This is a genomic window from Paucidesulfovibrio longus DSM 6739 (assembly GCF_000420485.1).
GTDB classification, from domain to species: domain Bacteria; phylum Desulfobacterota; class Desulfovibrionia; order Desulfovibrionales; family Desulfovibrionaceae; genus Paucidesulfovibrio; species Paucidesulfovibrio longus.
Map to the genome: position 1 here is coordinate 447632 of NZ_ATVA01000012.1, position 25411 is coordinate 473042.

Consider the following 25411-nt stretch of genomic DNA (forward strand, 5'->3'; position numbering starts at 1 on the left):
GGGAGCGAGATGACGTATATTTCCACGACATCCAGCGAAGTCACCACCTACGAATCCGTTTCCGGGGACATCTCCTTCGACGGCCTGGGCAACGGCACGGACTTTTCGGAGATCATCGACGCCACCATCGACGCGGAGAGCTATCTTCTCGAGGAGTACCAGACCCAGCTGGAGGAGCAGGAATACATCGTGGACATGCTCGACCAGCTGTCGGACGAGTTCGACGCGCTGGAGGAGATCCTCGCCGACTTCGACACCGTGGCGGAGTTCCTGGAATTCAGCGTGGCCAGCACGGACGATGCGGTTGCCGCCGTGGCCGATACGGGCGCCGTGCCCTCTTCGGGAACGCACACCCTGGAGGTGGGCCAGCTCGCGGAGAACGACATCTGGATCAACACGGCCACCGCCTTCGAGAATTCGGATGATGTCGTCGCCGCCGAGGACACCACGCTGACGCTCTCCTACGCCGGGGTGGAGGTCGGGGTGGACGTGCTTTCGGGCACCACGGCCGAGGAACTGGCGGACTTGGTCAGCGCGGCCTTCGACGGCAAGATCGAGGCCAGCCTGCTCAACAACGGCAGCGCGTACCTGCTGACCTTCAGCGGCGTGGACACGGGCGCGGACAACGTCATTTCCATCGTGGACACCGGCAGCCTGAGCTTCTCGGCGGACGGCTTCGAAAACACCCAGGCCGCTTGCGACGCCTGGCTCAAGGTGGACGGCTACCCCTCGGACGCGGACGAATGGATCACCCGTTCCGGCAACGAGATCGAGGATCTGATCACGGGGCTCGACCTGACGCTGACCGACGTCACGGACGGCGCGGCGCGGCTCACCGTGGGGTACGACACGGACGCCATGACCGAGAAGGTCGAAACCTTCGTGGAGTCGGTCAACCAGATCATCCTGGACATTCAGACCGTGACGGGCCGCGTGACCACCTACGTGGAAAACGACGCCGGCGAGGAAGAAGAGGCTCCGGCCGTCAAGAGCTACGCCCTGGACATTATCTACGCGGAGCTGAAGAGCATCCTTTCCGGCTCGGCGTCCGGCTCCACGGACGGCGACACCTATTCCGTGCTCTCCCAGATAGGCATAAGCACGGACGCGGACGAGGATTCGGAGACCTTCGGCCAACTGCTGCTGGACGAGGACGAACTGGCCGAGGCCCTGGACGCGGATCCCAGGTCCGTGGCCGAGCTGTTCGCCTCCACGGACGAGGCGGTCTGCGAGGACGGGCAGGTCTCCTATGTTTCCATGATCGAAGGGATCACGGAAACCGGGGACCACGACATCTCCTATGTGGTCGAGGGCGGGGTGCTGGTTTCCGCCACCATCGACGGCGAGGACGCGCTCATCGACGGCTGGAACATCGAAGGCGCGTCCGGCACGGACGCCCAGGGCCTGCTGGTGAGCGTGCTGGACCAGGCGGAAGGCGCGCACGACTCCTCTCTGAGCATCAAGCAGGGCAAGGTCGTGGAGCTCATGGAGGCGCTGGAAAAGTGGACCGACTCCGATTCCGGCACGCTGACCATCCTGATGAACTACTGCGACGAGAACATCGATTCCCTCGAAGACCAGATCGACAACGAGGAGGTGCGCCTGAGCACCCTGGAAACGAGTCTGAACCGCCGGTACTCGAACCTGGATTCGGTGCTGGCCGAATATGAGGCCCTTTCCGACACCCTGGATTCGCTGATTTCGAAACTGGACAGCGATTAGGCAGGAAATGCGGCCCGCAAAGGGACTTTGGACGCCCGTGCGGCTTGAGTTTTCCCCACGGGCGAAGTAGCGTGGACCGGACTTGTCCGTTCACCGCGTTCCGAGGGGGCCTGTTTGCCGTTTCTTCGCCGAATCCGCCGATTCGCCGTCTGCCTTGCGCTGCTTTCCGTTTCCGCGCTGGGCTTCGCGCTGCTTTTCGGCTGCGGGGAGGGCGGCGCGCCCCAGAACCCGGCGGCCCGGCCGCCGGGCGTGTCCGACTCCGAGATCGTGCTCGGCTCCTCCCTGGCGCTCACGGGGCACGCCGGATACCTCGGCACCCAGACCCTGCGCGGGGCGCAGGCCTACCTGCGCGGCGTCAACGAGCAGGGCGGCGTCTACGGAAGGCGCATCCGCGTCATCGCCAAGGACGACGCCTACGACCCGCCGCGCTGCCTCGCCAACACCCAGAAGTTCATCGTGGACGGCGACGTTTTCGCCCTGTTCTGCTACGTGGGCACGCCCACCACGGTCAAGGTTCTGCCCATGATCCGCGAAGCGGGCATCCCGCTGCTGGGCATGTTCACCGGGGCAAACGCCCTGCGGGAACCCTTCAACCGCTACGTCATCAACATCCGCGCCTCCTACTACGAGGAAACCGAGGCCGCCGTGCGCCATCTGGTTCACGAACTCGGAATGACGCGCATCGCGGTCTTCTACCAGTACGACGCCTACGGTTTCGACGGCCTGGTGGGCGCCGAGCTGGCCCTGAAGAACTTCGGCCTGGAGCCCGTTGCCCGCGGTTCCTACATCCGCGGCACCCAGGACGTGGAAGAGGGGCTGGAGCGCGTGCGCGATTCCGGAGCCCAGGCCGTGGTCATGGTCGGCACCTACGGCGCCTGCGCGCGGTTCATCCTGCGCGCCGGCGAGGAGGGCTTCGACCCGGTCTTCTACAACGTTTCCTTCGTCGGCGCCGAGGAACTGGCCCGGCGGCTCGGGCCGGACTCCCCCCGCCGGGTGATCATGTCCCAGGTGGTGCCCCCGGTGAGCGGAAACATCGCTCCGAACAGCGAGGCGCGCGTGGATTCGGAATACGTGGAGGCTCTGCGGCGCTGGTTTCCCGGCGAGCCGCCGAGCTTCGCCGGACTGGAGGGCTACCTCAACGCGCGCATCCTGGTGGAGGGGCTGCTCCGGGCCGGGCCGAACCTGACCCGCGAGGGCTTCATCGACGCCATCGAGTCCATCCGGGACTTCCGGCTCGCTCCGGGGCTGGACTTCACCTTCGGGCCGCAGGACCACCAGGGCATGGATCAGGTCTATTTCACCCGGCTGGTGAACGGCCGCTTCGAACTGTTCACCGACTGGTCCTTCCTGCGGCGCTAGGGGAAAAGGCATGGACGTGCAAAAGCGCATCGGAACGGCCTTCGCCCGGCTCAGCCTTCGCAACAAGCTGCTCTTTTCCATGCTCGTGGCCGTGCTCTTCATCAGCGTGACCATCGCCTTCGTGGCCCGCTGGATTCTCGTCTCCTCCCTGACGGGCGAGCTGGAGATGCGCGGCAGCGCCATCGCCCATTCCGTGGCCGAGCGCGGGGCCAGCCATATCCTGGACAACAACATCCCGCCGCTGCTCAGCCTCATCTTCGACGAGGTCAGGCTGCACGAGCGCCGCGACCTGATCTCCTACATCTTCATCGAGGACCAGCAGGGCGAGGTGCTGGCGCACACGCTGACCCGGCCCCTGCCCGAAACCCTGCGCGGCAACCCCCTGCCCCCCGGAGCCGAGGAGAGCACCAAGCTCATGGAGGACGGGGACCGCTCCATCTACGACATCGCCGTGCCCATCAACGAGGGCCTCTACCGCATCGGGGCCGTGCACGTGGGCCTGAACAAGGACCACATCGACAGCCTCGTGGCCAAGCTGCGCCTGACCTTCCTGGGCTTCATCTCCGGCGTCATCGTGATCACGCTCTTTCTCAGCGGCTATCTGACCCGGCACATCGCCCAGCCCGTGACCCGGCTGACCCGGCTGGCGGACGAGATCAGCCAGGGGAATTTCGACGTGCCCCTGGCCGTGGACGGCGAATCGGACTGGGACAACCGCTCCTGCCCGGCCTTCAAGAACACGGACCTGCCCTGCTGGCACCTGGACCAGTCCACCCTGGGCGACGACGGCACGCTGCGCCGCTGCGCCCACTGCGCCTTCTACCACGAGGTCGAGGGCGACGAGCTGGTGCAGCTCGGCAATTCCTTCCGGAACATGGTCTGGAGCATCCGGCTCTACCGCCACCGCCTGCGCGAGTCCGAGGAGAAATACCGCTCCCTGTTCGACAGCGGGCCGGATCCCATTTTCGTGGTCGAGCTGGCCAGCGGGGAAATCCGCGACGCCAACCCGCGCGCCGAGGAGCTTTACGGCTACGAGCGCGGCGATCTGGTGGGCCGGTCCTTCGTGCTCCTCGGCCCGGAACACAACGCCGAATGCCTGCAACGCTTCCGCGACGAGTGCGAAACGGGCTGCGTCTACTATCCCAAGCTGATCCACTACCGCCGCGACAACGAGCCCTTTTTCGTGAACATGCACGCCTGCCCCATTTCCTATCGCGGCAGGTCGGCCATCATCGTGGCGGCCGCGGACATCACCGAAATGATCGAGAAGGACGCCCAGCTGATCCAGGCCGCCAAGATGAAGACCCTGGGCGAGATGAGCGCGGGCGTGGCCCACGAGCTGAACCAGCCCCTGAACGCCATCAAGATGGGCAGCGAATATCTGGCCCTGGAGGGCGAAGGGCTGGCGATCGGGGACGGGCAGCGGCGCGAGGTGCTCGCGGAGATCAGCACCCAGGTGGACCGCGCCTCGGAGATCATCAACACCCTGCGCGCCTTCGGCCGCAAGTCCGACCTGATTACGGAAAAAGTCGATCTGAACGCTCCGGTGCGGGCCGTGCTTTCCATGATCCGGCGGCAGTTCGAGCTGGAGAACATCCGTTTCGATCTGGAGCTGACGGACGGGCTGTCCCCGTTCCTCGGCCACAGCAACCGGCTCCAGCAGGTCTTTTTCAACCTCTTCACCAACGCGCGCGACGCCATCGACGCCTACGAGCCGGAAAACGGGGAAAACCCCAGGCGCATCAGCATCCGCACCGGCATGACCGAGGGCCGGGCCTGGGCCGAGGTCGGCGACACGGGCGGCGGCATCCCGGAGAACGTCCGGGCCAAGATTTTCGAACCCTTCTTCACCACCAAGGAAACCGGCCAGGGCATGGGGCTCGGCCTGGCCATCAGCTACGGAATCGTAAAAGACTATGGCGGGGAAATCCGCATTCAGAGCGGACCGGGCCAGGGCACGGTCTTCCGCCTGGAATTTCCCGTCGCCGCCCCAGGGGGGAGCGCATGAACAAGCGAATTCTGGTCATCGACGACGAAAAACCCACGCTGCGCATCTTTCGGCTGCTGCTCTCCGCCTACGGCTACGAGGTCCACACCGCCGAGAACGGGCAGGAGGGGCTGGATGTTTTCGAGTCCGTGCGGCCCGACATCGTGCTCACGGACATCAAGATGCCGATCATGGACGGCATCGAGGTGCTCAAGAACATCAAGCGCATCAGCCCCTACGCGGAAGTGGTGGTCATCACCGGGCACGGCGACATCGAGCTGGCGCTTCAGGCGCTGCACTTCGACGCCACGGACTTCATCAACAAGCCCGTGCGCCGCGAGGTGCTGGAAAAGGCGCTGGAGCGCGCCCAGGAGCGGCTGGCCATCTCCCGCCGCGAGGAGGAGCAGGTCGGCGTGGACCAGGAGGGCGAGGAGGTCGTGATCCGGGTCCGGGGCAACGTCTCCAACCTGACCGTGCCGCGCCTGCGCGAGGCCTTTGCCGTGGCCTGCGGCCTGGGCGCGCAGCGGATCTCCGTCCGCTTCGAGAAGAGCGTTTCCATCAACGGCGCGGGCATTTCCGCCCTGTCCGAGTGCCTTCAGGAATGCGCCAGGAAGGGACTTTCCGCCAGGATCCAGGGGCTTTCAAGAAATTTCCGCACGGTCTTTCAGATGGTCGGCATCGCCAATCTGGCCGAGCTGGAACCGGAAGAGCAGGCGCCGTCCGAAACGTCCTGAGCCTCTTTCAGGGGGATCAGTCCTTGGGCAGCTTCTCCAGCTCCCGCACGATCGTGCCCAGGTCGGGCCGGGTGTTGATGTCGTGGACTTCGATGAAGCGGATCACGCCCTGCTTGTCGATGAGCACCAGGGCGCGCTCGGCCATGCCGTCCGAGCGCAGCAGCCCGTAGCTGTCGGCCACGGCCCCGTGGGGCCAGAAGTCCGAGAGCACGGGAAAGTTCAATCCTTCCATCGCCTCGATCCAGGCGTGCTGGCTGGGCAGGTTGTCCACGCTGATGCCCAGGAGCTGGGTGTCGTAGCGTCCGAAGAGTTCCAGCGCCAGATTGAAGCCGGGCCACTGGTCCGAGCAGACCGGGGTCCAGGCTGCGGGCACGAAGCTGAGCAGGACGTTTTTTCTGCCCCGGTAGTCCGAGAGGCGGATGCGCGTCGCTTTTCCTCCCTCTCCGGCCACGGGCAGGGAGAAATCCGGAGCCGTTTCGCCCACGCGCACCTTGAGCACGCTGTCGCGCGGGGGGAGCCTGCCCGGATCGTAGATGCTGTCCTTCAGCCCGTGGTCCGCCAGGGCCGGAGCCGGGGCCAGAGGGCAGGAGAGCAGCGCGGCCAGGGCCAGCGCGCCGAGCAGCGTCCTTTTCATCTTCATTCCAATCCTCCCTTTTGCAGCATTTCGTCGAACATCTTCTCCAGGCTCTCCGGGGAGCCTTCGTGGGCGGAGACGACTTCCAGCCGGTCCCTGCCCGCATTGCGCAGCAGCAGGAAGTAGGGCGTGCCCACGTTGCCCAGGGCCTCGTGCAGGGCGTAGTCCTCGTCGGGCAGCAGCGGGAAGGGCGTGGCGAACTTTTCCGCGTAGAAGCCCACCTCGTACTGCGTGTTGCCCGTGCCCACGCCCACGAAGCGCAAGCGGTCGGCCAGCCCGCTCTTGCGGGCGCGCTCGTAGAGCTTGTTCACGCCGGGGGCGTCGCGCTGGCAGTAGGGGCAATACATGCTGAAGATCTCCACGAAGAGAAACTCGGCCTTGATGTCCGAGAGGCGCAGGGGCGTGGAGGAGACGCCGAGGTAGTCCAATTGTCCGGGGGCGAGTCTGCCGGAGAGGAGCAGGTCAGGGAAGAGCGCGTCCCCGGAGGTATTCTGGGCGTGCGCCGGGACGCCCAGGGGCAGCGCGATCAGCAGCGCGAGCAGCAGGGTCGAGGAAATGCGCAGGGTCATGGGCTTGTCTCCTGTGTTTCGAGGTTCGAACCGAGCATAGCACGCCTCGGCGGAAAAAGACAAAACGGCCCCGGCCGGAACGAGTCCGGGAACCGGGGCCGCGGGAGCTCCGAGGTCCGGGCGGGAACCGTTCCCGCCCGGAGGTTTCGGAGGTGTTCTTGCTTGGCGTCTCGCGCGCTAGGCCTTGGTCATGCGCTGCACGGGCCGTCCGAGCTTGGCCAGGAACTGCTTCCTGGTCATGGGCTGGCGGACGGGCGAGGCGTCGCTGTAGGCCGAGAGGGTCTGGTGGTACTTCTCCGGCGGGAAGGCCGCCAGGAAGATCACCCGCACGTCGTCCGGGTCCACGAGCTGCGCGTCGGGGAAGCGCTTTTGCGCTTCGGCCAGCCGCGCTTCGGCCAGCTTGAGCATCTCGTCGCGCTCGCCGAAGTTCATGGTGCCCGTGGGGCAGCTCTGCACGCAGGCGGGCAGCCTGCCCATGCGCACGCGGTCGATGCACATGTCGCACTTGTAGACGATCCCGGTTTCCGGATCCTGACGCGGAATGTCGTAGGGACAGGCGTCGCGGATGTCCTGGAAGACTTCCTTGGCCGTGAGCGGGGTGTAGATGACCGCGCCCGTGGCCTCGTCGTGCAGGATCGCGCCCTCGTTTTCCGTGGCCATCTGGCAGGGCGGCTGGACGCAGTGGCGGCACTGGTCGGGCAGGAACAGCCACTGGAGCCTGCCGTCGATGATCTGCTCCGAGAAGCGGACCAGCCGGATGGTCTTGCCCGAGAGGTCTTCGGGGTTCTGGTGGGATCCGCGGTTCACGGTCTGTTCCGCGGGGAGCTTCTTCCATTGCTTGCAGGCGATCTGACAACCCCGACAGGCGGTGCACTTGGTCAGGTCGACAAAGAAGGTCTTTCCGTCCATGTCTCCTCCTTTACGCCTTGCGGACGTTGACCATGAAGGCCTTGGTTTCGGGGATGCCCGTGTTCGGGTCGCCCACGGACGGCGTCAGGATGTTGGCGGAGTCGCCGCCGTCCTTGGGCCAGGTCCAGCCGAAGTGCCAGGGCAGGCCCACCTGGTGGACCTCCACGCCCTGGATGTCGAAGGGCTTCATGCGCGGAGTGACGATGGCGATGGCCCAGATGGAGCCTCGCAGGCTCTCGACCGTGACCCTTTCGCCGTTGGCGATGCCCCGCAACTTGGCCAGCTGCGGGCTCATCTCCACGAAGACCTGAGGCTCGGTTTCGATCAGCCAGTCCTGGTTGCGGGTCATGACGCCGGTCTGCCAATGCTCGGTGACGCGGTAGGTCGTGCCCACGAAGGGATAGCGCGGATCGCACACGGCCTTTTCCTCGTCGGAGAAGCTGATGGCAGTGGGGTTGTGCAGCTGGTCGGAGAAGGGATGCGACTTCACCGGGCATTCCAGCGGCTCGTAGTATTCGGGGAAGGGACCGTCGGCGCGTCCCGGCCCGAAGATCTGGCCGTAGCCGTGCTTGCGCATGATGAAGGCGTGCTTGGTGCCGGGAGCCCAGCCGCCGTCGGGCACGTCGCCGACCCACTTCTCGCCGTTCCACTGGATGACCGGCTTCTGCGGCGCGTAGGGCTTGCCCTTGAGGTCCACGGAGGCGCGGTTGTAGAGCACGCGGCGGTTCACGGGCCAGCACCAGCTCCAGTTCGGGAAGAGGCCGATGTTGGCCTGTTCCGGGGTCTGGGACAGGTCGCGGCGCGCGGCCATGTTGCCCTTCTCCGTGTAGGAGTGGCAGTAGAGCCAGTTGCCCGACATGGTCGATCCGTCCGCCTGGAGGAAGGCGAAGCTGGGAACCAGCTCGCCCTTCTTGTAGAGCTTGCCCTTGATCTCGGTGTCCTTGGTGAAGTAGCCGTTGATCAGCTTGGCGGTCTTGTTGGAATCGAAGACGCCCTTTTCAGCGATGGCGTCCCAGGTCAGCCTGGTGATGGGCTCGGGGAACGCGCCGCCCTTCTTGGCGTACAGCTTGCGGATCTTCTCCATCAGCTCGTACATGATGTCGCCGTCGGGGCGCTGGTCGCCGGGGGCGTCCGGGCCCTTGTAGCGCCACTGCATCCAGCGGCCGGAGTTGGTCACGGAGCCTTCCTTCTCCACGGAGACGACGCAGGGCAGGAAGAAGACCTCGGTCTTGATCTGCTTGGGATCCATGCCCGGTCCTTCCCAGAACCAGCCGGTCTCGTTGGGGAAGATGTTCACGTTCACGAGCCAGTCCAGCTTGGTCAGGGCCTGGCGCGTCTTGTTCGAGTTGGCGCCGGAGCAGGCGGGGTTCATGCCCCAGGCGAAGAGCCCCTTGAACTGGCCCTCGTCCATCTTGTCGAAGAGGGTCAGCCAGGCGTATTCGCTGGCCTTGCGGTTATCCAGCTTGGGCAGCCAGCGGTAGGCCTTGGCCGGATCGTCTTCCTGCCACATGGACTTGATCAGGCTGGCCATGTACTTCGGGTAGTTCTGCCACCAGTTGGCCGATTCGGGATCGTGGGACACCGGGGTGTACTTGGTGTTGTGCACCTCCAGGGTATCCTCGCCCGCCAGCGGGGTTTGCAGGTAGCCGGGCAGGATGTGGTAGAGCAGGCAGTGGTCCGTGGAGCCCTGCACGTTGGATTCGCCGCGCAGCGCGTTCACGCCGCCGCCGGCCACGCCGATGTTGCCGAGCAGCAGCTGGATCATGGCCATGCTGCGGATGTTCTGCACGCCCACGGTGTGCTGGGTCCAGCCCATGGCGTACATGATGGTTCCGGCCTTGTCCCGCTTGCCCGTGGCCGCGTAGGTTTCGTAGAGCTGGACCAGTTCGGCCTTGCTCATGCCGGAGATGGCCGCGACCTTGTCCAGGCTGTAGCGGGCGTAGTGCTTCTTGAGCAGCTGGTAGACGCAGTCGGGATCCTTGAGGCTCTCGTCGCGCACGGGCACGCCGTTTTCGTCCATCTGGAAGGCCCAGGTCTTCTTGTCGTAGGACCGGGTCTTGGGATCGTAGCCGGAGAAGAGGCCGTCGTCGAACTTGAATTCCTTGACCACCTTGAAGGCGGCGTTGGTGTAGTTGACGACGTATTCCTTGAAGATCAGGTCGTTGTCGAGAATGTACTTGATCATGCCGCCGAGCACGGCGATGTCCGCGCCGGAGCGGATGCCCGCGTAGATGTCGGCCTTGGCCGAGGTGCGCGTGAAGCGCGGGTCCACGTGGATCAGGGTCGCGCCCCGTTCCTGCGCCCGCGTCACCCACTTGAAGGAGATGGGATGGTTTTCGGCAGCGTTGCTGCCCATGATAAGAATGCAATCACTGTTCTGAAGGTCAGTCCAGTGGTTGGTCATCGCGCCGCGTCCGAACGACTCTGCCAGAGCCGCAACAGTGGCGCTGTGTCAAATACGTGCCTGGTGCTCTATGTACACCAGGCCGAGGGAACGGAGCATGGTCTGGAAAGCCCAGCACTCCTCGTTGTCCAGGGCGGCGGAGCCGAGCGACGCGATGGCGTCGGTGCGGTTGACTTCCTGCCCCTTGGCGTTGTGGGTCTTGAAGCTCGCGTCGCGCGTCTTCTTCACGCGGTCCGCGATCTGGTCCAGAGCCCACTCCCAGGAAACTTCCTTGAACTTGGTCGCGCCCGGAGCGCGGTAGAGCGGCTTTTCCGGTCGGCGGGGGTTGTCGCCCAGCTGCCAGATGCTCGCGCCCTTGGCGCAGAGCGCGCCCTCGTTGATGGGATGGTCGGGGTCGCCCTCGATGTTCACGGCCTTCATGGTCTTGAGGGACGTGTTCACGATCAGGCCGCAACCCACGGCGCAATAACAGCAGATCGTGGTGCTTTGCTTGCTCCACTCGGGGGAAAGCATGGTCGCGCGGTCTACGACCGGGACGGTGTGCCTGCACCCGAGGCCCCCGAAGGCCGTGACCGCGGCCGCGGTCGCGGAGAGCTTCAGGAAGTGCCTTCGATTCATGCTCATCCAAATCCTCCTTTGCCTGAATGTTTCGAAACGGTCAGCGGCCGCGGGTCTCGCGGCCGAGAGCCACGAGCAGACCATAGCCGGATACGGGCCGGGGGCGTTCCATGCCGCGCGCGAACACGCGCCCCTCGTCCGAACGCGCTGCCGGGCGGAGGGTCATGTTCGCGGCTGCCCAGGAAACGCCTGTCAGCGAGTGCCCCAGCCCGGCAAAAGGCAGGGGGGTCGCTTCGGCTCGGACCGCTTTCGCTGGTTTGGGAGATCTACGCATCGACAAAATCTCTCCTTGTCTGATTCTCCCTTCGGAGAATTTCGATGGGAATACAAACAAGGCGATCATCCGTTGGGTTCTACACTGCTATTTTGAGCATAATAAATCGGCGCAAACAAAAAGGCCCCGGACCGAAGTCCGGGGCCGGTTTGTCCGCGCCGGCATGCCCCTGCCGGGAGTCGGCGCGGTGGAGGCGTCGGGATCAGCTTCGCATGGCCTTGACGGGCCGCGCCATGGTGGCGAGCAGCTCCATGCGGTTCAGCTTGCGCGGGCCGTTCTCGGCGTAGGCCGTGAGGAACTCGTAGTAATTCGCGGGCGGGAAGGCCGCGAGAAAGACCACTCGCACGTCGTCCTGGTCCACGATCTGGGCCTGCGGGAACTTGACCTTGGCCTCGGCCAGGGCTTCCTCGGCCATCTTGAGCATCTCCGCCCGGTCGCCGAAGTGCATGGTGTTCGAGGGGCAGGTCTTGACGCAGGCCGGCTCCAGGCCGATGCGCACCCGGTCGAGGCACATGTCGCACTTGATGCTGGCCTTGGTCTTCGGATCCTGCCGCGGAATGTCGTAGGGGCAGGCGTCGCGGATGTCCTGGAAGTTCTCCTTGGCGGTCAGCTCGGTGTGGATGACGGCGCCGGTTTCCTTGTCCTGGGTGATGGCGTCCGGGTTCTGGGTGGCCATCTGGCAGGGGGGGATCAGGCAGTGGCGGCACTGATCCGGCATGAACAGCCAGCGCAGCTTGCCGTCGATCATCTTTTCCGAGAAGCGGATGATCTTCAGGGTGTGGTCGTTCATGTCCATGGGATTCTGGTACGTCCCGTGGTTTTCGGTCTTGCCGGCCGGGAGCTTTTTCCATTGCTTGCAGGCCACCTGGCAGCCCCGGCAGGCGATGCACTTGGTCAGGTTTACGAAGAAGGACTTGCCTTCCATGTGATCCTCCTTAGAGCTTGCGGACGTTGGCCATGAAGACCTTGGTCTCTGGGATGCCGGTGTTCGCGTCGCCGACGGACGGCGTCAGCAGGTTGGCGGAGTCGCCGCCGCTGCCGTCTTCCGGGAACTGCCAGCCGAAGCACCAGGGCATGCCGATGGGGTACACGGTCTTGCCCATGACGGTGAGCGGCTGGATTCTCGGCGTGACGATGGCCACTGCCCAGATGCTGCCGCGCACGCTTTCCACCTGGACCTTCTCGCCGTTGGCGATGCCGAGCTTTTCGGCCAGCTGCGTGCTCATCTCCACGAACATCTGGGGCTGGGCCTCCAGCAGCCAGGGCACATGGCGCGTCATGCAGCCGGTCTGCCAATGCTCGGTGAGCCGGTAGGTGGTGGCCACGTAGGGGAACTTCGGATCGGCCACGGCCATCTTCTCCTCCACGAAGCGCAGGGCCGCCGGGTTGGTGACCTGCTTGGAGAAGGGATGCTTGCCGAAGGGGTTCTCCATGGGCTCGTAGTGTTCCGGGAAGGGGCCGTCGTTGCGGCCGGGGCCGAAGTCGTGGCCGTGGCCGTGGGGCAGCATGATGAACGAGTACTTCTCGCCCGGAGCCCAGCCGCCGTCCGGCACGTCGCCGTACCACTTCTTGTTGGCCGCGTCCCACTGGATGACGGGCTTCTGCGGGGCGTAGGGCTTGCCTTCCATGGTGCAGCTGGCGCGGTTGTAGAGAATGCGGCGGTTCACGGGCCAGCACCAGCTCCACTTGGGGAAGAGGCCGATGTTGGCCTGTTCCGGGGTCTGGGTCTTGTCGCGGCGCGCGCCCATGTTGCCGTCCTCGGTGAAGGAGTTGCAGTAGAGCCAGTTGCCCGAGCTGGTGGAGCCGTCGTCCTGGAGCATGGCGAAGCTCGGGACCAGGGTGCCCTTCTTGTAGGTCTTGTCCTTGATGGTCACGTCCTTCAGGAAGTAGCCGTTGATGAGCTTGGCCACCTGGGTCGAGCTGTATTCGCCCTTTTCCTTCCAGAGGTCCACGGAGAGGTTCAGGATGGGTTCGGGCATCGGCCCGCCCTCCTTGGCGTAGAGCTTCTTCACCTCGTCGTAGAGCTTGGTCATGATGTGGCCGTCGGACATGGTCTCGCCCATGGTCTTCGGCCCCTGGTAGCGCCACTGCATCCAGCGGCCGGAGTTGGTCACGGAGCCTTCCTTCTCGACGGAAACGCAGCAGGGCAGGAAGAAGACCTCGGTCTTGACCTTTTTCGGGTCCATGCCCGGCCCGCGCCAGAAGGAGCCGGTCTCGTTGTCGAAGATGTTCACGTTGACCATCCAGTCCAGGTTGGCCATGGCCTCGCGGTTCTTGCCCGCGTTGGCTCCGCCGCAGGCCGGGTTCTGGCCCCAGGCGAAAAAGCCCGTGAATTCCTTCTTGTGCATGGAGTTGAAGAGCTGGAGCCAGGTGTAGGTCTTGTCGTCCTCCACCTTGGGCAGCCAGCCGTAGGACGTGGCCGGGTCCGCGTCCGGATACATGGCCTTGAGGAAGCTGGCCATGTACTTGGGATAGTTCTGCCACCAGGCCGCGCTCTTGGGATCCTTGGCTCCGGCCAGGTGCGGCGCGGTCACGGTCTTGAGGTAGGCGTCCAGGCTGTCCCAGGCGGCCTTGGCCGTGGCCAGGTAGCCGGGATAGTTCTGCCAGAGCAGGGCGTGGTCCGTGGAGCCCTGCACGTTGGACTCGCCGCGCAGCGCGTTCACGCCGCCGCCGGAAACGCCGATGTTGCCGAGCAGGAGCTGCACGATGGACATGGTGCGGATGTACTGCACGCCCACGGTGTGCTGGGTCCAGCCCATGGCGTACATGATGGTCCCGGCCTTGTCCGGCTTGCCCGTGGCCGCGAAGAGCTTGTAGAATTCCAGCAGCGCGGCCTTGTCCGCGCCGGAGGTGGCGACCACGTTGTCCACGCCGTAGCGCTCGTAGTGCTTCTTCATCAGCTGGTAGACGCAGCGCGGGTGCTTCAGGCTCGGATCCTTCTTGGGCAGCCCTTCGGCGTCCATCTCGAAGGCCCACTGGGACTTGTCGTAGCGGCCCACGTAGTCCTGCTCGTCCGGGTTCTTGAGGTAGCCGGAGAAGAGGCCGTCCTTGAACCCGTACTTCTCGCCCACGATGAAGGTCGCGTTGGTGTGCGCGACCACGTAGTCCTTCTGGATCAGGTCGTTGTCCAGGATGTACTTGATCAGACCGCCGAGCACCGCGATGTCCGTGCCCGCGCGGATCTGACAGAAGAGGTCCGCCTTGGAGGACGTCCGGGTGAAGCGCGGATCCACGCTGATGAGCTTGGCGCCCTTGCGCATGGCCCGCTCGACCCAGGTGAAGGAAATGGGATGGTTCTCGGCCGCGTTGCTGCCCATGATCAGGATGCAGTCGCTGTTGCCGATGTCGCACCAGTGGTTGGTCATGGCCCCGCGGCCGAAGGACTCGGCCAGGGCCGCCACGGTGGAGCTGTGGCAGATGCGGGCCTGGTGCTCGACCCAGACCATGCCCAGGGCGCGCTGGATGGCCTGGTAGGTCCAGCATTCCTCGTTGTCGATGGCCGCCGAGCCCACGGACGCGATGCCGTTGGTCCGGTTCACGACCTGTCCCTTGGCGTTCTTGACCGTGAAGCTCTCGTCGCGGGACTTCTTGACGCGCTTGGCGATTTCGCCCAAGGCCCAGTCCCAGCTCACTTCCTTCCACTTGTCGCTGTGGGGCGCGCGGTACATGGGCTTGAGCACGCGCTTGCTGCCCTCGGCGAGCTGCCAGATGGACGAGCCTTTGGGGCAGAGGGCGCCCTCGTTCACGGGATGGTCCGGGTCGCCTTCGATGTTCACGGCGCGCCCGGTCTTGAGGGACGTATTCACGATCAGCCCGCAGCCCACGGCGCAGTAGCAGCATACGCTGGTGGTCTGCTTGCTCCACTTGGGAGTGAGCATTGCGGCCCGGTCCTGGGCCAGGGCGACCTGGGCCCGGCCTATCCCTCCGAAGGCGGCCAATACTGCCGCGCCCGCGGAGAGTTTCATGAAATGTCTTCGATTGATGCGCATTCAGATCCTCCTTAGCCTGTGAGTTGTGGAACGTTCAGCGGCCACGGATTTCACGGCCGAGGGCCACAAGCAGCCCATAGCCCGATACGTGTCGTCGCAGCGGCGGGGCGCGATGCCGCACTCCCTTGCCGGGCGGCGTTTCCGTCCGGCGCAGGCGCATCGTCGCGGCGACCCGGCGAACGTCCGCCAGCACGTGCCCAAGCCCGAGAAAGGGCAGGGTGCGTTCCGTGTCCGTGTCCGGTTTCGCAGGGTGGAAGGTGTTCTTCACGATACAGCGTCTCCTTTTCTGCTATTTCCCTTGTACCGGAAAATCGGGCGGAGACAACGGAAAACCAGTCAAAACAACGGGTTGAACATGTCTTATTTGACATAATAAAAGGCGAAAACGCAGTGGTCGAGGCGGGTTGGAGCTGCCGGCGCGGTGTTATAATTGTCGGGGCGGCGGGATAAAGGTCAGGGAGTCAGACCAGGTCGCAGAGAAAGCCGAGGAGTTGGTCGAAGATGGGCCGGGTGCGGTTGTTGAAGCGGAATTCCAGTTCCTTGAGATAGAGGGCGAAGCGCTGGCAGGAGATGCCGCGAAAGCTGCGCAGCCGCTCCTTGGCCATGCACCAGAATTCGTCTTGGCTCGCGTCGATGAAGGGCGGTTCGTCCGAGCGGCGGATGATGCCGTAGGGCAGGCTCTCGTTGCCGCAGAAGACGAGGGCCGCATAGTCGCGGTAGCGGTCGGTGTAGACGAGGTTGCCCGCCCGCTGAAGCTTGAGGTGGAAGTTGAGATGGAAGTGGAACACGGTTTCGGCCTGGAATCCGGGCATGAGGTCGATGAAGACCAGGTCGTCCTTCCGCAGCAGCCCGAACACGGGGATGGTGTCCTGGCGCATCTGCTTGGGACCGCCCGTGAGGCGGTTGCCCTTGAGGTAGGAATCCAGCCCGGTTTCCGGGCCGAGCAGCTGGGCCGCGTCCGCCGAGTGGGCCAGAATGGCGAAGCGCAGCGCGGTCAGGGCCTTGTAGACGGTATTGTAGGATAGGCCCAGTTCCTCCTTGATCTGGTGCGGGGAAAGCTCCCGCACGAAGCGCTCCGTAAGCTTGAGCCACTCCGTGCAGGAAAGGGCGCCGTTGTTGATCCAGCGCCCGCTGAAGGGCTGAAAGGTGTATTTGCAGGCCGAGCAGCGCAGCCTGCCGCCCGAAAGGCTGTAGATGCGCCGCACGCGGCAGCGCGGGCACTCCGGCTCGCCGTCGGGCCAGCAGCGCTTGAGCAGGTGTTCCCTGGCCCGGTCCTCGTCCTCGACCAGGGCCTCGTAATCCGGAGGCAGGGCCGTGAACGCGGGAAGATCGCAGCGGTTCATGCGCCTCGCCTCGCCATCTCGCCCTAGAAGCCCCAGGCCGAGAGCGTGGCGCGGGTGTAGCCCTGGTCCAGGGCCACGAAGTCCAGGGCCATGGAATCGAGGTCGTCGAATTCGGGCAGGGGCGCGCGGTCCAGCTCCCGGAAATCGATGGTCTTGACGTAGTGCTTGCAGGTCTTGCAGACGTCAACGCGGAATCCCGGCTCTTCCTTGACGGTGAAGAAGGTCAGCTTGGTCTGGTCGTCCTCGTTGCAGACGGGGCAGGCCAGCCGCCGCACGCGGTATTCGTGGCGGCAGAAGGAGCAGGTCACGTGGCGGAAGCCTTCCTTCTGGCGCAGGGTCGAGATCAGAGGCATTTCGCCGCAGATGGGGCAGGCGGGCTGGTTCCAGGTTCCGGCCTTGGGCAGGTTTTCGGCCAGGGCCTCGGCCGCGGACCAGATGCCTGGCGCCAGGGCGGAATACGCCAGGAAATACGCCGTGCGCGGCGCTTCGGGCCACTTCTCGGCCCATTGGGCAAAGAAGGCGTCGTCCGTAAGCACCTTGTCGAAAAGCGTCTGCGCGCTCAATTCGCCGGATTCGAGTTCCGCGCGCAGGGCCTGGGCCGCTTCGGCCAGGGGGCCTTCGGCCTCGCAGGTCAGCGCGAGCAGTTGGTCGAAGAGTTCGGCAGCCTGCTTTTCGTCCACGGGAAAGCGCTCGCGGCCGAGCAGCGGCTTGCCCTGGAGAACCTCATCGGGCGAGGCGAGCTGGTCCGCCGAGGGCAGGACGATGTTCGCCGCTTCACGGGAGGCGAGCTGCAAACGGGTCACGCGCTCCAGGAAATCCACCAGACTCCCGGGCAGGAGATTCCGGTTGCGGATCAGGGCCAGGGTGGCGTCGAGACGTTTTTCGAATTCGGGTCGGTCGTAGCTCATGTGCGCTCCAGGTTGATGTGGTGGTGTGAAACTATGAGGAAGAACGACGGCTGCCCATCTTTTTCTACCTACCCACAGTTTGACACTGATCCAATCAAAGTGAAGCAAAAAAAGGATGTTATTGTGCCATGAAAAACATGATGAAGGGTTTGCGCAAACCAAAACCTGGGGAATCCGGCGGGTTGGGAGTGTTATAATCCGATCAGGCCGAGATCGCCGCAGAGCAGTTCCAGGCATTGGCCGGGGCGGAGTTCGCTGTCCGGCGGCAGCACGGCCACGGCGTGGGCCTCGGCCAGGGCGCGCAGCGAGGGCCACTCGTCCCCGTGCAGCGGGACCGCGGCGAGCTGCCCGTCAGCGAGGTTCAGGGAGCAGGGCAGCAGCCACTCGCTGCCCCGGCGCGTGCGCAGCCCCGTGCGGAGCGCGGCGCGCAGTCCCGCGTCCGGAGGCAGGCCGCAGAGTTGCCGGGCCAGGGGCAGTGCCAGGCCGTGCAGGCAGGCGAAGACCGCGGCGGGAGGGCCGGGCAGGCCCAGCAGCAGCACGTTGGCCTTGCCCGCGTCGCGGCGCAGCGCGGCAAAGGCGTTTTTCCCGGGCCGGACATCCAGACCCGCGAAAAGGGTCTTGAATCCCGCCTGTTCCGCAGCCTTGCGGGCGTAGTCGCGCTCGCTGCGGCCCGTGCCGCCCGTGGTCACGATCAATGCGGGGCGCGGATTGAACTCGACGGTCTCGCGCAGGGCCGCGGTCACGGCGGCGAGGTCGTCGGGCAGCACGCTGCAATGCGCCGCTTCCAGGCCCCAGGAGCGCAGCAGGTTCGCGACCAGGACCACGTTGTCCGCGGGAATGCGGTCCGGGTCGCCGTGCGGCGCTGGCGCGGCCAGCTCGCTGCCCAGGCCGAACATGGCGAAGGCCGGGCGCGGGTGCACGGGCAGTTCTTCCACGCGGGCGCGCGTGAGCACGGCTCCTGCCTGGGAGGTGATGCGCGTTCCGCTGCGGGCCAGGAGGCTGCCTGCGGGCAGGTCGCCGCCCTGGGGCAGGATGAAGGCATGCTGTTGCGCCGGTTCGGAAAGAAGAATGGCCTGGTCTTGCGGGCCGGGAGGCTCGGCAAGGTTCTCGAAGGGGATGACGGCGTCGGCTCCCGGCGGCAGGGGGGCTCCCGTGAGGATGCGGACGGCCTTGCCCCGCGCCAGGGCTTGCGGCTGGCGGGCGTCCGCGGTCAGGCGTCCCTGGGTGGCGAGGCGCAGCGGGGTCTCGGCGCTTGCCGCGCCCGTGTCCTCGGCCCGCAGGGCATAGCCGTCCCGCAGGGAAACCGCGCATTCCGGCACGCCGATCTCTGCGCGGAGATCCGCCGCAGCGACGCGGCCCACTGCCTGCCAGGGGGGGAGGCGGAGGGGCGCGGGCCGGGGAGCGCTCCGCAGCAGCAGGGCCACGGCCTGCGCGCGGGTGGGGCGTTCTTTCCGGTCCGGCGTGGTAGATGCGTGCGGCGTATTCACCTCAGGACTGTAGGACGCGGCCCTTGTCGTTGTAAACCCAGAAGCGTCCTCCCCGGACATTGCCCACCAGGGTGATTCCGGTCTGGCGGGCCAGCTTCACCGTGAAGCTGGTGGCCACGGCGGTGGAGACCAGCACCGGGATGCCGATGCGGACCACCTTGAGCAGGATTTCCGAGGCCACGCGGCCCGTGGTCACGATCATCTTGTCGTCCACGGAAATGTTGTTCAGGAAGCATTCGCCGCAGATCATGTCGATGGCGTTGTGCCTGCCGATGTCTTCCCGGAAGAGGAGCATCTCGTCCGGGGTGCAGAGCGAGGAGTTGTGGCAGCCGCGCGTGCGCCCGTAGAGGGCCGAGCGGTTGTGCAGCTCCTCCGCGAGGGCGAGGATCTGTTCGGGCCGCACGCGCACGTCGCCGTTCAGCCGCCGTTTGGAAATGGTCTGCACGTTGCGCCCGAAGTTGGTGCCCTTGCCGCATCCCGAAGTGATGGACCGCTCCATGAGCCTGTCCTTCCAGGGATCGTGGCAGGTTTCCACGTCGGCCAGGATGCGTCCGTCCTCCTCGCGCACGTGCAGGTCGGTGATCTGCTCCGGGCTGGAAAGGAAGGCGTCGGACTTGAGAAAGCCCACGGCCAGGTATTCGGGCTGCTTGCCCGTGCAGAGCAGCGTGACCACCTCGCGTCCGTTGAGCCGGATGGTCAGGGGGATTTCCCGGATGGATTCCACGGGGGCCTTTGCAAAGCCGCCTCCGGAATACTCCATGACCTCATAGCGCTCTGAATCCATGCGTCTCTCCTGCTTTCCGCGCTCCCGATGGATAGTCGGTTCATTTTCATATATAGCTGGCCGACGCGAAGAGTTGCAACGTAAAATCATATCCCAGCGGTTTTGCACCGCTCGCGGGGGAGGAGCATGGGGCCGAAGATCGTCTGCATCGTGGGCAAGAAGAAATCCGGAAAGACCACTTTTCTCGAAGCGCTGGTCCCGGCGCTCAAGGAGTTGGGCCTGCGGGTGGGCACGGTCAAGCACGACGCCCATTCCTTCGACATGGACCATGAGGGCAAGGATTCCTGGCGCCATCGCCGGGCCGGGGCGGACAGCGTGGCCGTTTCCTCGCCGACGCAGCTGGCCCTGATCAAGAGCGTGGACCGGGAGCTGGGCCTGCCCGAGCTGGCCCTGGAATTCTTCGCGGATCGGCAGGTCGTCCTGGCCGAGGGCTATTTCCGCTCGGACATGCCCAAGGTGGAGGTGCATCGCTCCGAAGCCCACGCCGAACCGCTCTGCAACGCGGAAAACGCGGCGGAGAAGAAGCTCCTGGCCCTTGTTTCGGACACGAAGCAGGATCTCGGCGTGCCGTTTTTCGGCCTGGACCAGGCCCGCGAGGTGGCCCGGCTCATCGCGGACCGGCTGCTCGGAATCTGAGCAGGCTAGAGTCCGCGTTCCCTGGCCAGGGCCTCGGCGCGCGCCAGTTCCTGCGGGGTGTTCAGGTTTCGGAAGGAGAGCAGGTCCGGGTCGTGGGGCCGCAGGAGCGATACCGGCACCTCCCGCACGCGCACCTCGGAAAAGAAGCGGATGATCTTGAAGTCGCCCCGGTCCAGCTGGGCCTTGATGTGGGGCAGGCAGCGGCGCGAGTAGACCGCGCAGAGCGGCTCCCGGTAGCCGTCCTCCTTGAGGGGGGCGAGCACGTCCAGTTCGGGCCGGAATTCCTCCAGCAGGGCGCGCACCAGCCCCGGCTGGAGAAAGGGCACGTCGCAGGCGGCGAAAAAGGCGTGCTGGGCGCGCACGGCGCTCAGTCCGGCGTGGATGCCCGTGAGCGAGCTGCGCGCGTCCACAAGGTCCAGGGCCACGGGCAGGCCGTATTCCGCATAGGGTTCGGCCTCGCGCGCGGCAATGACGATTTCCTCGAAGATGTCCCCGTAGACCCGGAGCAGGCGGTCCAGGATCCTCCTGCCGCCCACCTCCACGAACGCCTTGCGCACGTTGCCCATGCGCGTTCCCAATCCTCCGGCGAGGATCACTCCGGCCACGTCGTTTCGCTTCATCGCTTGAGGATAGAGCAGTCCGCACGGAAAGAAAAGCGCGGACGCCGTTTTGACCTGCGGCTTGCGCCGCGTCAGCGGTTGATGCCGCGTTCCTTCATCAGCGCGTAGAGCCGCGCGCGGGAAAGCCCGGAAATGCGGCAGGCGTCGCGGATGTCGCCGTCCGTATGCAGCAGCAGGGTCCGCAGGTAGCCGCGCTCGAAATCGGAAAGAGCCTTGGCGCGGGCGTCGCGCAGGGGGGTGAGCTTCTCCGGGGGAACGGTCTCGGCCTGGGGTTTCCGCTTGGCTTGCGGGGTGCCCATGCCCGCGCTGACCATCTGCACGCGGATGTGCATGGGCAGGTGCCGTGGGTAGAGCAGGGGCTCGCTTCCGGCCATGGACACGGCGCGCTCCAGGGCGTGGAAAAGCTCGCGGATGTTTCCGGGCCAGTCGTAGTTCATGAGCGTGTCCAGGAAATCGGGCGAGAATCCCTTGCGCGGCAGGGAGAGCCGCTTGCAGACCCGGCTGATCTGGTAGCAGGCGAGCTGGTTGATGTCTTCGGTGATCTCGCGCAGGGGCGGCAGCTCGATGCCGATGCCCAGAAGCCGGAAATGCAGGTCGCTGCGGAACCCGTCGTTCTGGGCCATCTTGCCCAGGTCGCGGTTGGTGGCGGCCACGAGCCGGAAGTCCGAGCTTTCCTCCTGCGTGGCCCCGACAGGCCGGAACCGGCGGGTTTCGAGCACGCGCAGAAAGACCCGCTGCACCGCCGGGGGCAGCTCGCCCACCTCGTCCAGGAAAAGCGTCCCGCCGTGGGCCTGCTTGACCAGTCCCACGGCGCGGGAATCCGCGCTGGTGAACGCGCCGCGCTCGTGCCCGAAGAGCACGGACTCCGCCAGGGAGGCGGGCAGGGCCGCGCAGTCCACCACGATGAAGGCCTTGTCGCAGCGGCGGCTGTTTTCATGCACCGCCCTGGCGAAAAGCTCCTTGCCCGTGCCTGTTTCCCCGGTCACGAGCACGTTGGCCTCGCTGCCCGCCGCCTGGGCCACCTGGTCCAGGGCCGCGAGCAGGGCGGGGCCGTTTCCGATGATTTCCTTGCGCTTGAGGGCCACGGCGATGCTGCGGCGGGAGCTGCGGAAGCCTTCGATGCGGCTGATGACCACCAGGAGCCGCTCCAGGCTCGGCGGCTTGGCGAAGACGTTCCAGGCTCCGGCCCGGATGGCTTCCTGGGCCAGGTCGTGGTCGCCGGATTCCGCGAGCACGACCACTTCGGGCGCGTCTTCGCTGTGGCGGAGCTGGGAGAGGGTGGCGAGCACGTCGCCGTCCGGATGATTGTCCGCCAGGAACACGGCGGAGTAGGAATGAAGCTGGGCCATGCGCAGCCCTTTCGTGCGGTCGGAGGCGCAGTCCACCTCGATCCCGTTCTTGCGGAAAGACGAGGCGAGACGCTCCACGCAGGACTTGTCCTTGTCGATGATCAGCACTCGGGCCACGGCAACCTCCCTCGCGGCGGGCTGGTCCTCGGCTTGCCGGGCCTCCCCTGGGGAGAGCCCCGGCATGAATGAGCATGATACATGCTATGCTCCGGCGTCCGTGAATTGTCAATGCACGTAGAAAATTGGTTCGAAGCTGTTTCAAAAGCGCTCGAAATCGACTTGTGAACACTGTTTTGAGCCATATTCTTGCGCGGCAAGACAGCCCGGTGCACCCCGGCAAGCTCGGCGCAGGTGATGGTCTTTTCCCGGCGCGCCCTGGCAGGGGGCGCCTCCTCGCTCCGGACTCTCCAAGCATTCACCATCCGTCTTGCGCAGCAAGACAGGTCTTTCCCGACGAGATGGGAAATCCCCGTTTTTTCAATATGTCGCGCCTCCCGGCAGACCCGTTTCACGGACACGGACCCGGATTATCGGGCGAATCCCTTCCGGGCACGCTTCTTGAGATAGGGAGCAGGAGAACGCCGCGACCGGGTCGGCGCAGGCTTGGCCGCCCCGGCGGGAAAAAGTCGCTGCAAAGCCCGGATGATGCGCGTTTTCGCCGGGAAAGGGGCCGCAGGCGGAACATTCTCCAAGTCCCCAGGGCGAAACGCGCGGGAGTGGAGACAGCCGACCGGAGGGGGAGCCTTGAAGCGAAGAAAATGGAATCCGGAAACCAAGGCCAAGGTCGTGCTCGATGGGCTGCTCAACGGGCAGGTCAGCGAGGTTTGCCGGGAGTACAACATTCGCCCCGGCCAGTACTACAAATGGCGTGACTATTTCTTCACGCACTGCGCCAGGGTCTTCGAGGAGACGCCGCGCAGCCCGGAAGCGGCGGCGCTCGCAGCCGAAAACGAAAAGCTCAAGAGGCTCGTGGGCGAGCTGACCCTGGAACTGAACCAGAAGGGCAACAGTTAGGAGGGAGCCGAAGATGTCCAATCGCATCGGGGTCTACATCTGCCACTGCGGCAGCAACATCGCGGGCAAGGTCGACTGCTCCGGCGTGGCCAGGTATGCCGGCGGCCTGCGCGACGTGGTCGTGGCCCGCGACTACCAGTTCATGTGCTCGGATCCGGGACAGGATCTGATCATCGGCGACGTGCGCAATCTGGGGTTGACCCGCGTGGTGGTGGCCTCCTGCTCGCCGAGGCTGCACGAGAAGACCTTCCAGAAGGCCCTGGCCCGCGCCGGGCTGAATCCCTACATGCTCCAGCACACCTGCATCCGCGAGCACTGTTCCTGGGTCACGGAGGATCCGGACGAGGCCACGGCCAAGGCCATGATGCTCGTGGCCGCCGCCGTGGACCGGGTCGGGCGGCACCAGGAGCTGCATTCCCGCGAGGTGGACGTGCTCCCGGACGTGCTCGTGGTCGGCGCGGGCATAGCGGGCATCCAGGCGGCCCTGGACATCGCCAAGTCCGGCCACATGGTCCACCTCGTGGAAAAGGGGCCGTCCATCGGCGGGCACATGGCCCAGTTCGACAAGACCTTCCCGACCCTGGACTGCGCGGCCTGCATTTCCACGCCCAAGATGGTCGCCGTGGCCCAGGAGCCGAACATCAGCCTGCACACCTGCGCCGAGGTCAGCGAGGTTTCCGGCTTCGTGGGCAACTACAAGGTCAAGGTCCGGCTGCGTCCCCGCTATGTGGACGTGGACAAGTGCACGGGCTGCGGCACCTGCCTGGAAAAATGCCCGACCCGCGTGCCGAGCGAATTCGAGGAGGGACTGGGACTGCGCAAGGCCATCTACCGCAACTCGCCCCAGGCCGTGCCGAACACCCCGGTCATCGACCCGCTGCACTGCAAGAAGATCACCAAGGACAAGTGCGGAGCCTGCGAAAAGTTCTGCCCCACCGGGGCCATCGACTACCACCAGCAGGAACGCTTCATGGAGCTTGAGGTCGGCAGCATCGTGCTGGCCACGGGCTACGATACCCTCGATCCCACGCCCATGACCGAATACGGCTTCGGCCGCTACCCGGAAGTCTACACCGCGCTCCAGTTCGAGCGGCTGAACAACGCCACCGGACCCACGAGCGGGAAGATACTGATGAAGAACGGGGAAAAGCCCGAATCCGTGGCCATCATCCATTGCGTGGGCTCGCGGGACAAGAACCACCACGCCTACTGCTCCCGGACCTGCTGCATGTACGCGCTCAAGTACGACCACCTGATCAAGGATAAGGTCGGGCACCACGTCCAGGTGACCAACTTCTACATCGACATGCGCTGCTTCGGAAAGGGCTACGAGGAATTCTACGAGCGGGTCCAGAAGGAGGGCGTGACCTTTGTCCGGGGCCGTCCGGCCGAGGTCACGGACCAGGCGCGCACCCCGGAAGAGCGGGGCAAGCTCATCGTCGTGGCCGAGGACACGCTCTCCGGGCTGCCCCTGCGCGTGCCCGTGGACATGGTCGTGCTCTGCACGGCCATGCAGGCCCGCGACGACGCCTCGGAAGTGGCCCGCGTCTTCGGCATCTCCCAGGGCCAGGACGGCTTCTTCCTGGAAGAGCATCCCAAGCTCGGCCCGGTTTCCACGGCCACGGACGGCGTGTTCCTGGCCGGAGCCTGCCAGGGGCCGAAGGACATCCCGGACGCCGTGGCCCACGCCTCGGGCGGCGCAGCCCAGGCCCTGGCCCTGGCCGCGCGCGGCCGCGTGTCCATCTCGCCGACCACGAGCTGGATCAACCCGGACGTCTGCGCGGGCTGCCGCGTCTGCGTGGGGCTTTGCGCCTATTCCGCCATCGATTTCGACGAGCGCCGCAAGGTGGCCGTGGTCAACGAGGCCATGTGCAAGGGCTGCGGCTCCTGCGCGGGCTACTGCCCGTCCGGCGCGGCCCAGATCAAGCACTTCAACGAGCCGCAGGTCTTCAGCGAACTGGAGGGGCTGCTCTCGGAACTGCGCGGGGCCGGAGGCCCGGCGGTGCGCATCAAGGTGGAAGACGGCGCGCGCGACAAGATGACGACCTGAACCACGGAAACATCTGAAGCA

21 protein-coding genes are annotated in these 25411 nt (G+C 65.5%); 7 read left to right on the forward strand and 14 right to left on the reverse strand.

The features are described 5' to 3' along the window. Positions 1-9 precede the first annotated feature (9 nt). From fliD to G452_RS0106730, 4 genes are all read left to right on the forward strand, one after another. A complete protein-coding gene (gene fliD, locus G452_RS0106715) occupies positions 10-1722 on the forward strand; it encodes a flagellar filament capping protein FliD (protein WP_022661501.1) in 1713 nt (570 codons plus the stop codon). Between the two features lie 114 nt (positions 1723-1836). Further along, positions 1837-3081 (forward strand): ABC transporter substrate-binding protein, encoded by a 1245-nt coding sequence (locus G452_RS18465; RefSeq protein WP_022661502.1) that lies wholly within the window; start codon positions 1837-1839, stop codon positions 3079-3081. Between the two features lie 10 nt (positions 3082-3091). Then, positions 3092-5089 (forward strand): ATP-binding protein, encoded by a 1998-nt coding sequence (locus G452_RS0106725; RefSeq protein ID WP_022661503.1) that lies wholly within the window; start codon positions 3092-3094, stop codon positions 5087-5089. Continuing rightward, the gene (locus tag G452_RS0106730) at positions 5086-5802 is read left to right on the forward strand and encodes a response regulator (protein ID WP_027189078.1); all 717 of its coding nucleotides are present in this window, start codon (positions 5086-5088) and stop codon (positions 5800-5802) included. Before G452_RS0106725 ends, G452_RS0106730 begins: the two co-directional genes overlap by 4 nt. Before the next feature lie 16 nt (positions 5803-5818). Here the strand turns inward: G452_RS0106730 and G452_RS0106735 are convergent, their stop codons facing one another. From G452_RS0106735 to fdhD, 12 genes are all read right to left on the reverse strand, one after another. Further along, complete coding sequence (locus G452_RS0106735; protein ID WP_027189079.1) at positions 5819-6436, reverse strand: peroxiredoxin; 618 nt, start codon at positions 6434-6436, stop codon at positions 5819-5821. Between the two features lie 2 nt (positions 6437-6438). After that, on the reverse strand, positions 6439-7005 hold the full coding sequence (locus G452_RS18470; RefSeq protein WP_022661505.1) for a TlpA family protein disulfide reductase: 567 nt from the start codon (positions 7003-7005) through the stop codon (positions 6439-6441). Positions 7006-7182: 177 nt separating this feature from the next. After that, positions 7183-7914 (reverse strand): 4Fe-4S dicluster domain-containing protein, encoded by a 732-nt coding sequence (locus tag G452_RS0106750; protein WP_022661506.1) that lies wholly within the window; start codon positions 7912-7914, stop codon positions 7183-7185. Between the two features lie 10 nt (positions 7915-7924). Further along, positions 7925-10942: a formate dehydrogenase-N subunit alpha gene (fdnG, locus tag G452_RS0106755; protein ID WP_081650517.1), complete on the reverse strand. Its 3018-nt coding sequence runs from the start codon at positions 10940-10942 to the stop codon at positions 7925-7927. A gap of 34 nt (positions 10943-10976) precedes the next feature. Continuing rightward, entirely contained in the window at positions 10977-11210 is a 234-nt protein-coding gene (locus tag G452_RS21410) for a hypothetical protein (protein WP_155887577.1), read from the reverse strand. Positions 11211-11412: 202 nt separating this feature from the next. Next, positions 11413-12135, reverse strand: a complete 723-nt coding sequence (locus tag G452_RS0106770) for a 4Fe-4S dicluster domain-containing protein (RefSeq protein ID WP_022661508.1) — start codon at positions 12133-12135, stop codon at positions 11413-11415. 10 nt (positions 12136-12145) lie between these two features. Beyond that, positions 12146-15199: a formate dehydrogenase-N subunit alpha gene (gene fdnG / locus G452_RS0106775; RefSeq protein WP_022661509.1), complete on the reverse strand. Its 3054-nt coding sequence runs from the start codon at positions 15197-15199 to the stop codon at positions 12146-12148. Positions 15200-15233: 34 nt separating this feature from the next. Next, complete coding sequence (locus G452_RS0106780; RefSeq protein WP_022661510.1) at positions 15234-15467, reverse strand: hypothetical protein; 234 nt, start codon at positions 15465-15467, stop codon at positions 15234-15236. A 193-nt stretch (positions 15468-15660) separates the two neighbouring features. Continuing rightward, positions 15661-16542 (reverse strand): transposase, encoded by an 882-nt coding sequence (locus tag G452_RS0106785; protein WP_022661511.1) that lies wholly within the window; start codon positions 16540-16542, stop codon positions 15661-15663. A gap of 23 nt (positions 16543-16565) precedes the next feature. Further along, a complete protein-coding gene (locus tag G452_RS0106790) occupies positions 16566-17450 on the reverse strand; it encodes a formate dehydrogenase accessory protein FdhE (RefSeq protein ID WP_022661512.1) in 885 nt (294 codons plus the stop codon). Between the two features lie 191 nt (positions 17451-17641). Next, positions 17642-18937 (reverse strand): molybdopterin molybdotransferase MoeA, encoded by a 1296-nt coding sequence (locus G452_RS0106795; RefSeq protein WP_022661513.1) that lies wholly within the window; start codon positions 18935-18937, stop codon positions 17642-17644. A 1-nt stretch (position 18938) separates the two neighbouring features. Continuing rightward, positions 18939-19721 carry a formate dehydrogenase accessory sulfurtransferase FdhD gene (gene fdhD / locus G452_RS0106800; RefSeq protein WP_022661514.1) on the reverse strand — a complete coding sequence of 261 codons (783 nt, stop codon included), beginning with the start codon at positions 19719-19721 and terminating at the stop codon, positions 18939-18941. A gap of 126 nt (positions 19722-19847) precedes the next feature. Here fdhD and mobB point away from each other — a divergent pair, with 126 nt between their 5' ends. Beyond that, positions 19848-20357 carry a molybdopterin-guanine dinucleotide biosynthesis protein B gene (gene mobB, locus G452_RS0106805; RefSeq protein WP_027189084.1) on the forward strand — a complete coding sequence of 170 codons (510 nt, stop codon included), beginning with the start codon at positions 19848-19850 and terminating at the stop codon, positions 20355-20357. 5 nt (positions 20358-20362) lie between these two features. Here mobB and mobA read toward each other — a convergent pair whose 3' ends face one another. Both mobA and G452_RS0106815 read right to left on the reverse strand, forming a co-directional pair. Then, positions 20363-20962 carry a molybdenum cofactor guanylyltransferase gene (gene mobA, locus G452_RS0106810; RefSeq protein ID WP_235619591.1) on the reverse strand — a complete coding sequence of 200 codons (600 nt, stop codon included), beginning with the start codon at positions 20960-20962 and terminating at the stop codon, positions 20363-20365. A gap of 86 nt (positions 20963-21048) precedes the next feature. Further along, entirely contained in the window at positions 21049-22443 is a 1395-nt protein-coding gene (locus tag G452_RS0106815) for a sigma-54-dependent transcriptional regulator (RefSeq protein WP_022661516.1), read from the reverse strand. Between the two features lie 627 nt (positions 22444-23070). Between G452_RS0106815 and G452_RS0106820 the strand changes: the two genes are divergently transcribed. Continuing rightward, entirely contained in the window at positions 23071-23340 is a 270-nt protein-coding gene (locus G452_RS0106820) for a transposase (protein WP_022661517.1), read from the forward strand. A gap of 13 nt (positions 23341-23353) precedes the next feature. Continuing rightward, the gene (locus G452_RS18475) at positions 23354-25390 is read left to right on the forward strand and encodes a CoB--CoM heterodisulfide reductase iron-sulfur subunit A family protein (RefSeq protein WP_022661519.1); all 2037 of its coding nucleotides are present in this window, start codon (positions 23354-23356) and stop codon (positions 25388-25390) included. The last annotated feature ends 21 nt before the right edge of the window (positions 25391-25411 follow it).

Bases quoted from the DNA above. Each gene is read 5' to 3' on its own strand.
- mobB (WP_027189084.1), top strand. From the start codon at position 19,848: ATGGGGCCGAAGATCGTCTGCATCGTGGGCAAGAAGAAATCCGGAAAG.
- G452_RS0106790 (WP_022661512.1), bottom strand. From the start codon at position 17,450: ATGAGCTACGACCGACCCGAATTCGAAAAACGTCTCGACGCCACCCTG.
- fdnG (WP_022661509.1), bottom strand. From the start codon at position 15,199: ATGCGCATCAATCGAAGACATTTCATGAAACTCTCCGCGGGCGCGGCA.
- fliD (WP_022661501.1), top strand. From the start codon at position 10: ATGACGTATATTTCCACGACATCCAGCGAAGTCACCACCTACGAATCC.
- G452_RS0106785 (WP_022661511.1), bottom strand. From the start codon at position 16,542: ATGAACCGCTGCGATCTTCCCGCGTTCACGGCCCTGCCTCCGGATTAC.
- G452_RS18475 (WP_022661519.1), top strand. From the start codon at position 23,354: ATGTCCAATCGCATCGGGGTCTACATCTGCCACTGCGGCAGCAACATC.
- G452_RS0106735 (WP_027189079.1), bottom strand. From the start codon at position 6,436: ATGAAAAGGACGCTGCTCGGCGCGCTGGCCCTGGCCGCGCTGCTCTCC.
- G452_RS0106730 (WP_027189078.1), top strand. From the start codon at position 5,086: ATGAACAAGCGAATTCTGGTCATCGACGACGAAAAACCCACGCTGCGC.
- G452_RS0106750 (WP_022661506.1), bottom strand. From the start codon at position 7,914: ATGGACGGAAAGACCTTCTTTGTCGACCTGACCAAGTGCACCGCCTGT.
- G452_RS21410 (WP_155887577.1), bottom strand. From the start codon at position 11,210: ATGCGTAGATCTCCCAAACCAGCGAAAGCGGTCCGAGCCGAAGCGACC.
- G452_RS18470 (WP_022661505.1), bottom strand. From the start codon at position 7,005: ATGACCCTGCGCATTTCCTCGACCCTGCTGCTCGCGCTGCTGATCGCG.
- G452_RS0106770 (WP_022661508.1), bottom strand. From the start codon at position 12,135: ATGGAAGGCAAGTCCTTCTTCGTAAACCTGACCAAGTGCATCGCCTGC.
- fdhD (WP_022661514.1), bottom strand. From the start codon at position 19,721: ATGGATTCAGAGCGCTATGAGGTCATGGAGTATTCCGGAGGCGGCTTT.
- G452_RS0106725 (WP_022661503.1), top strand. From the start codon at position 3,092: ATGGACGTGCAAAAGCGCATCGGAACGGCCTTCGCCCGGCTCAGCCTT.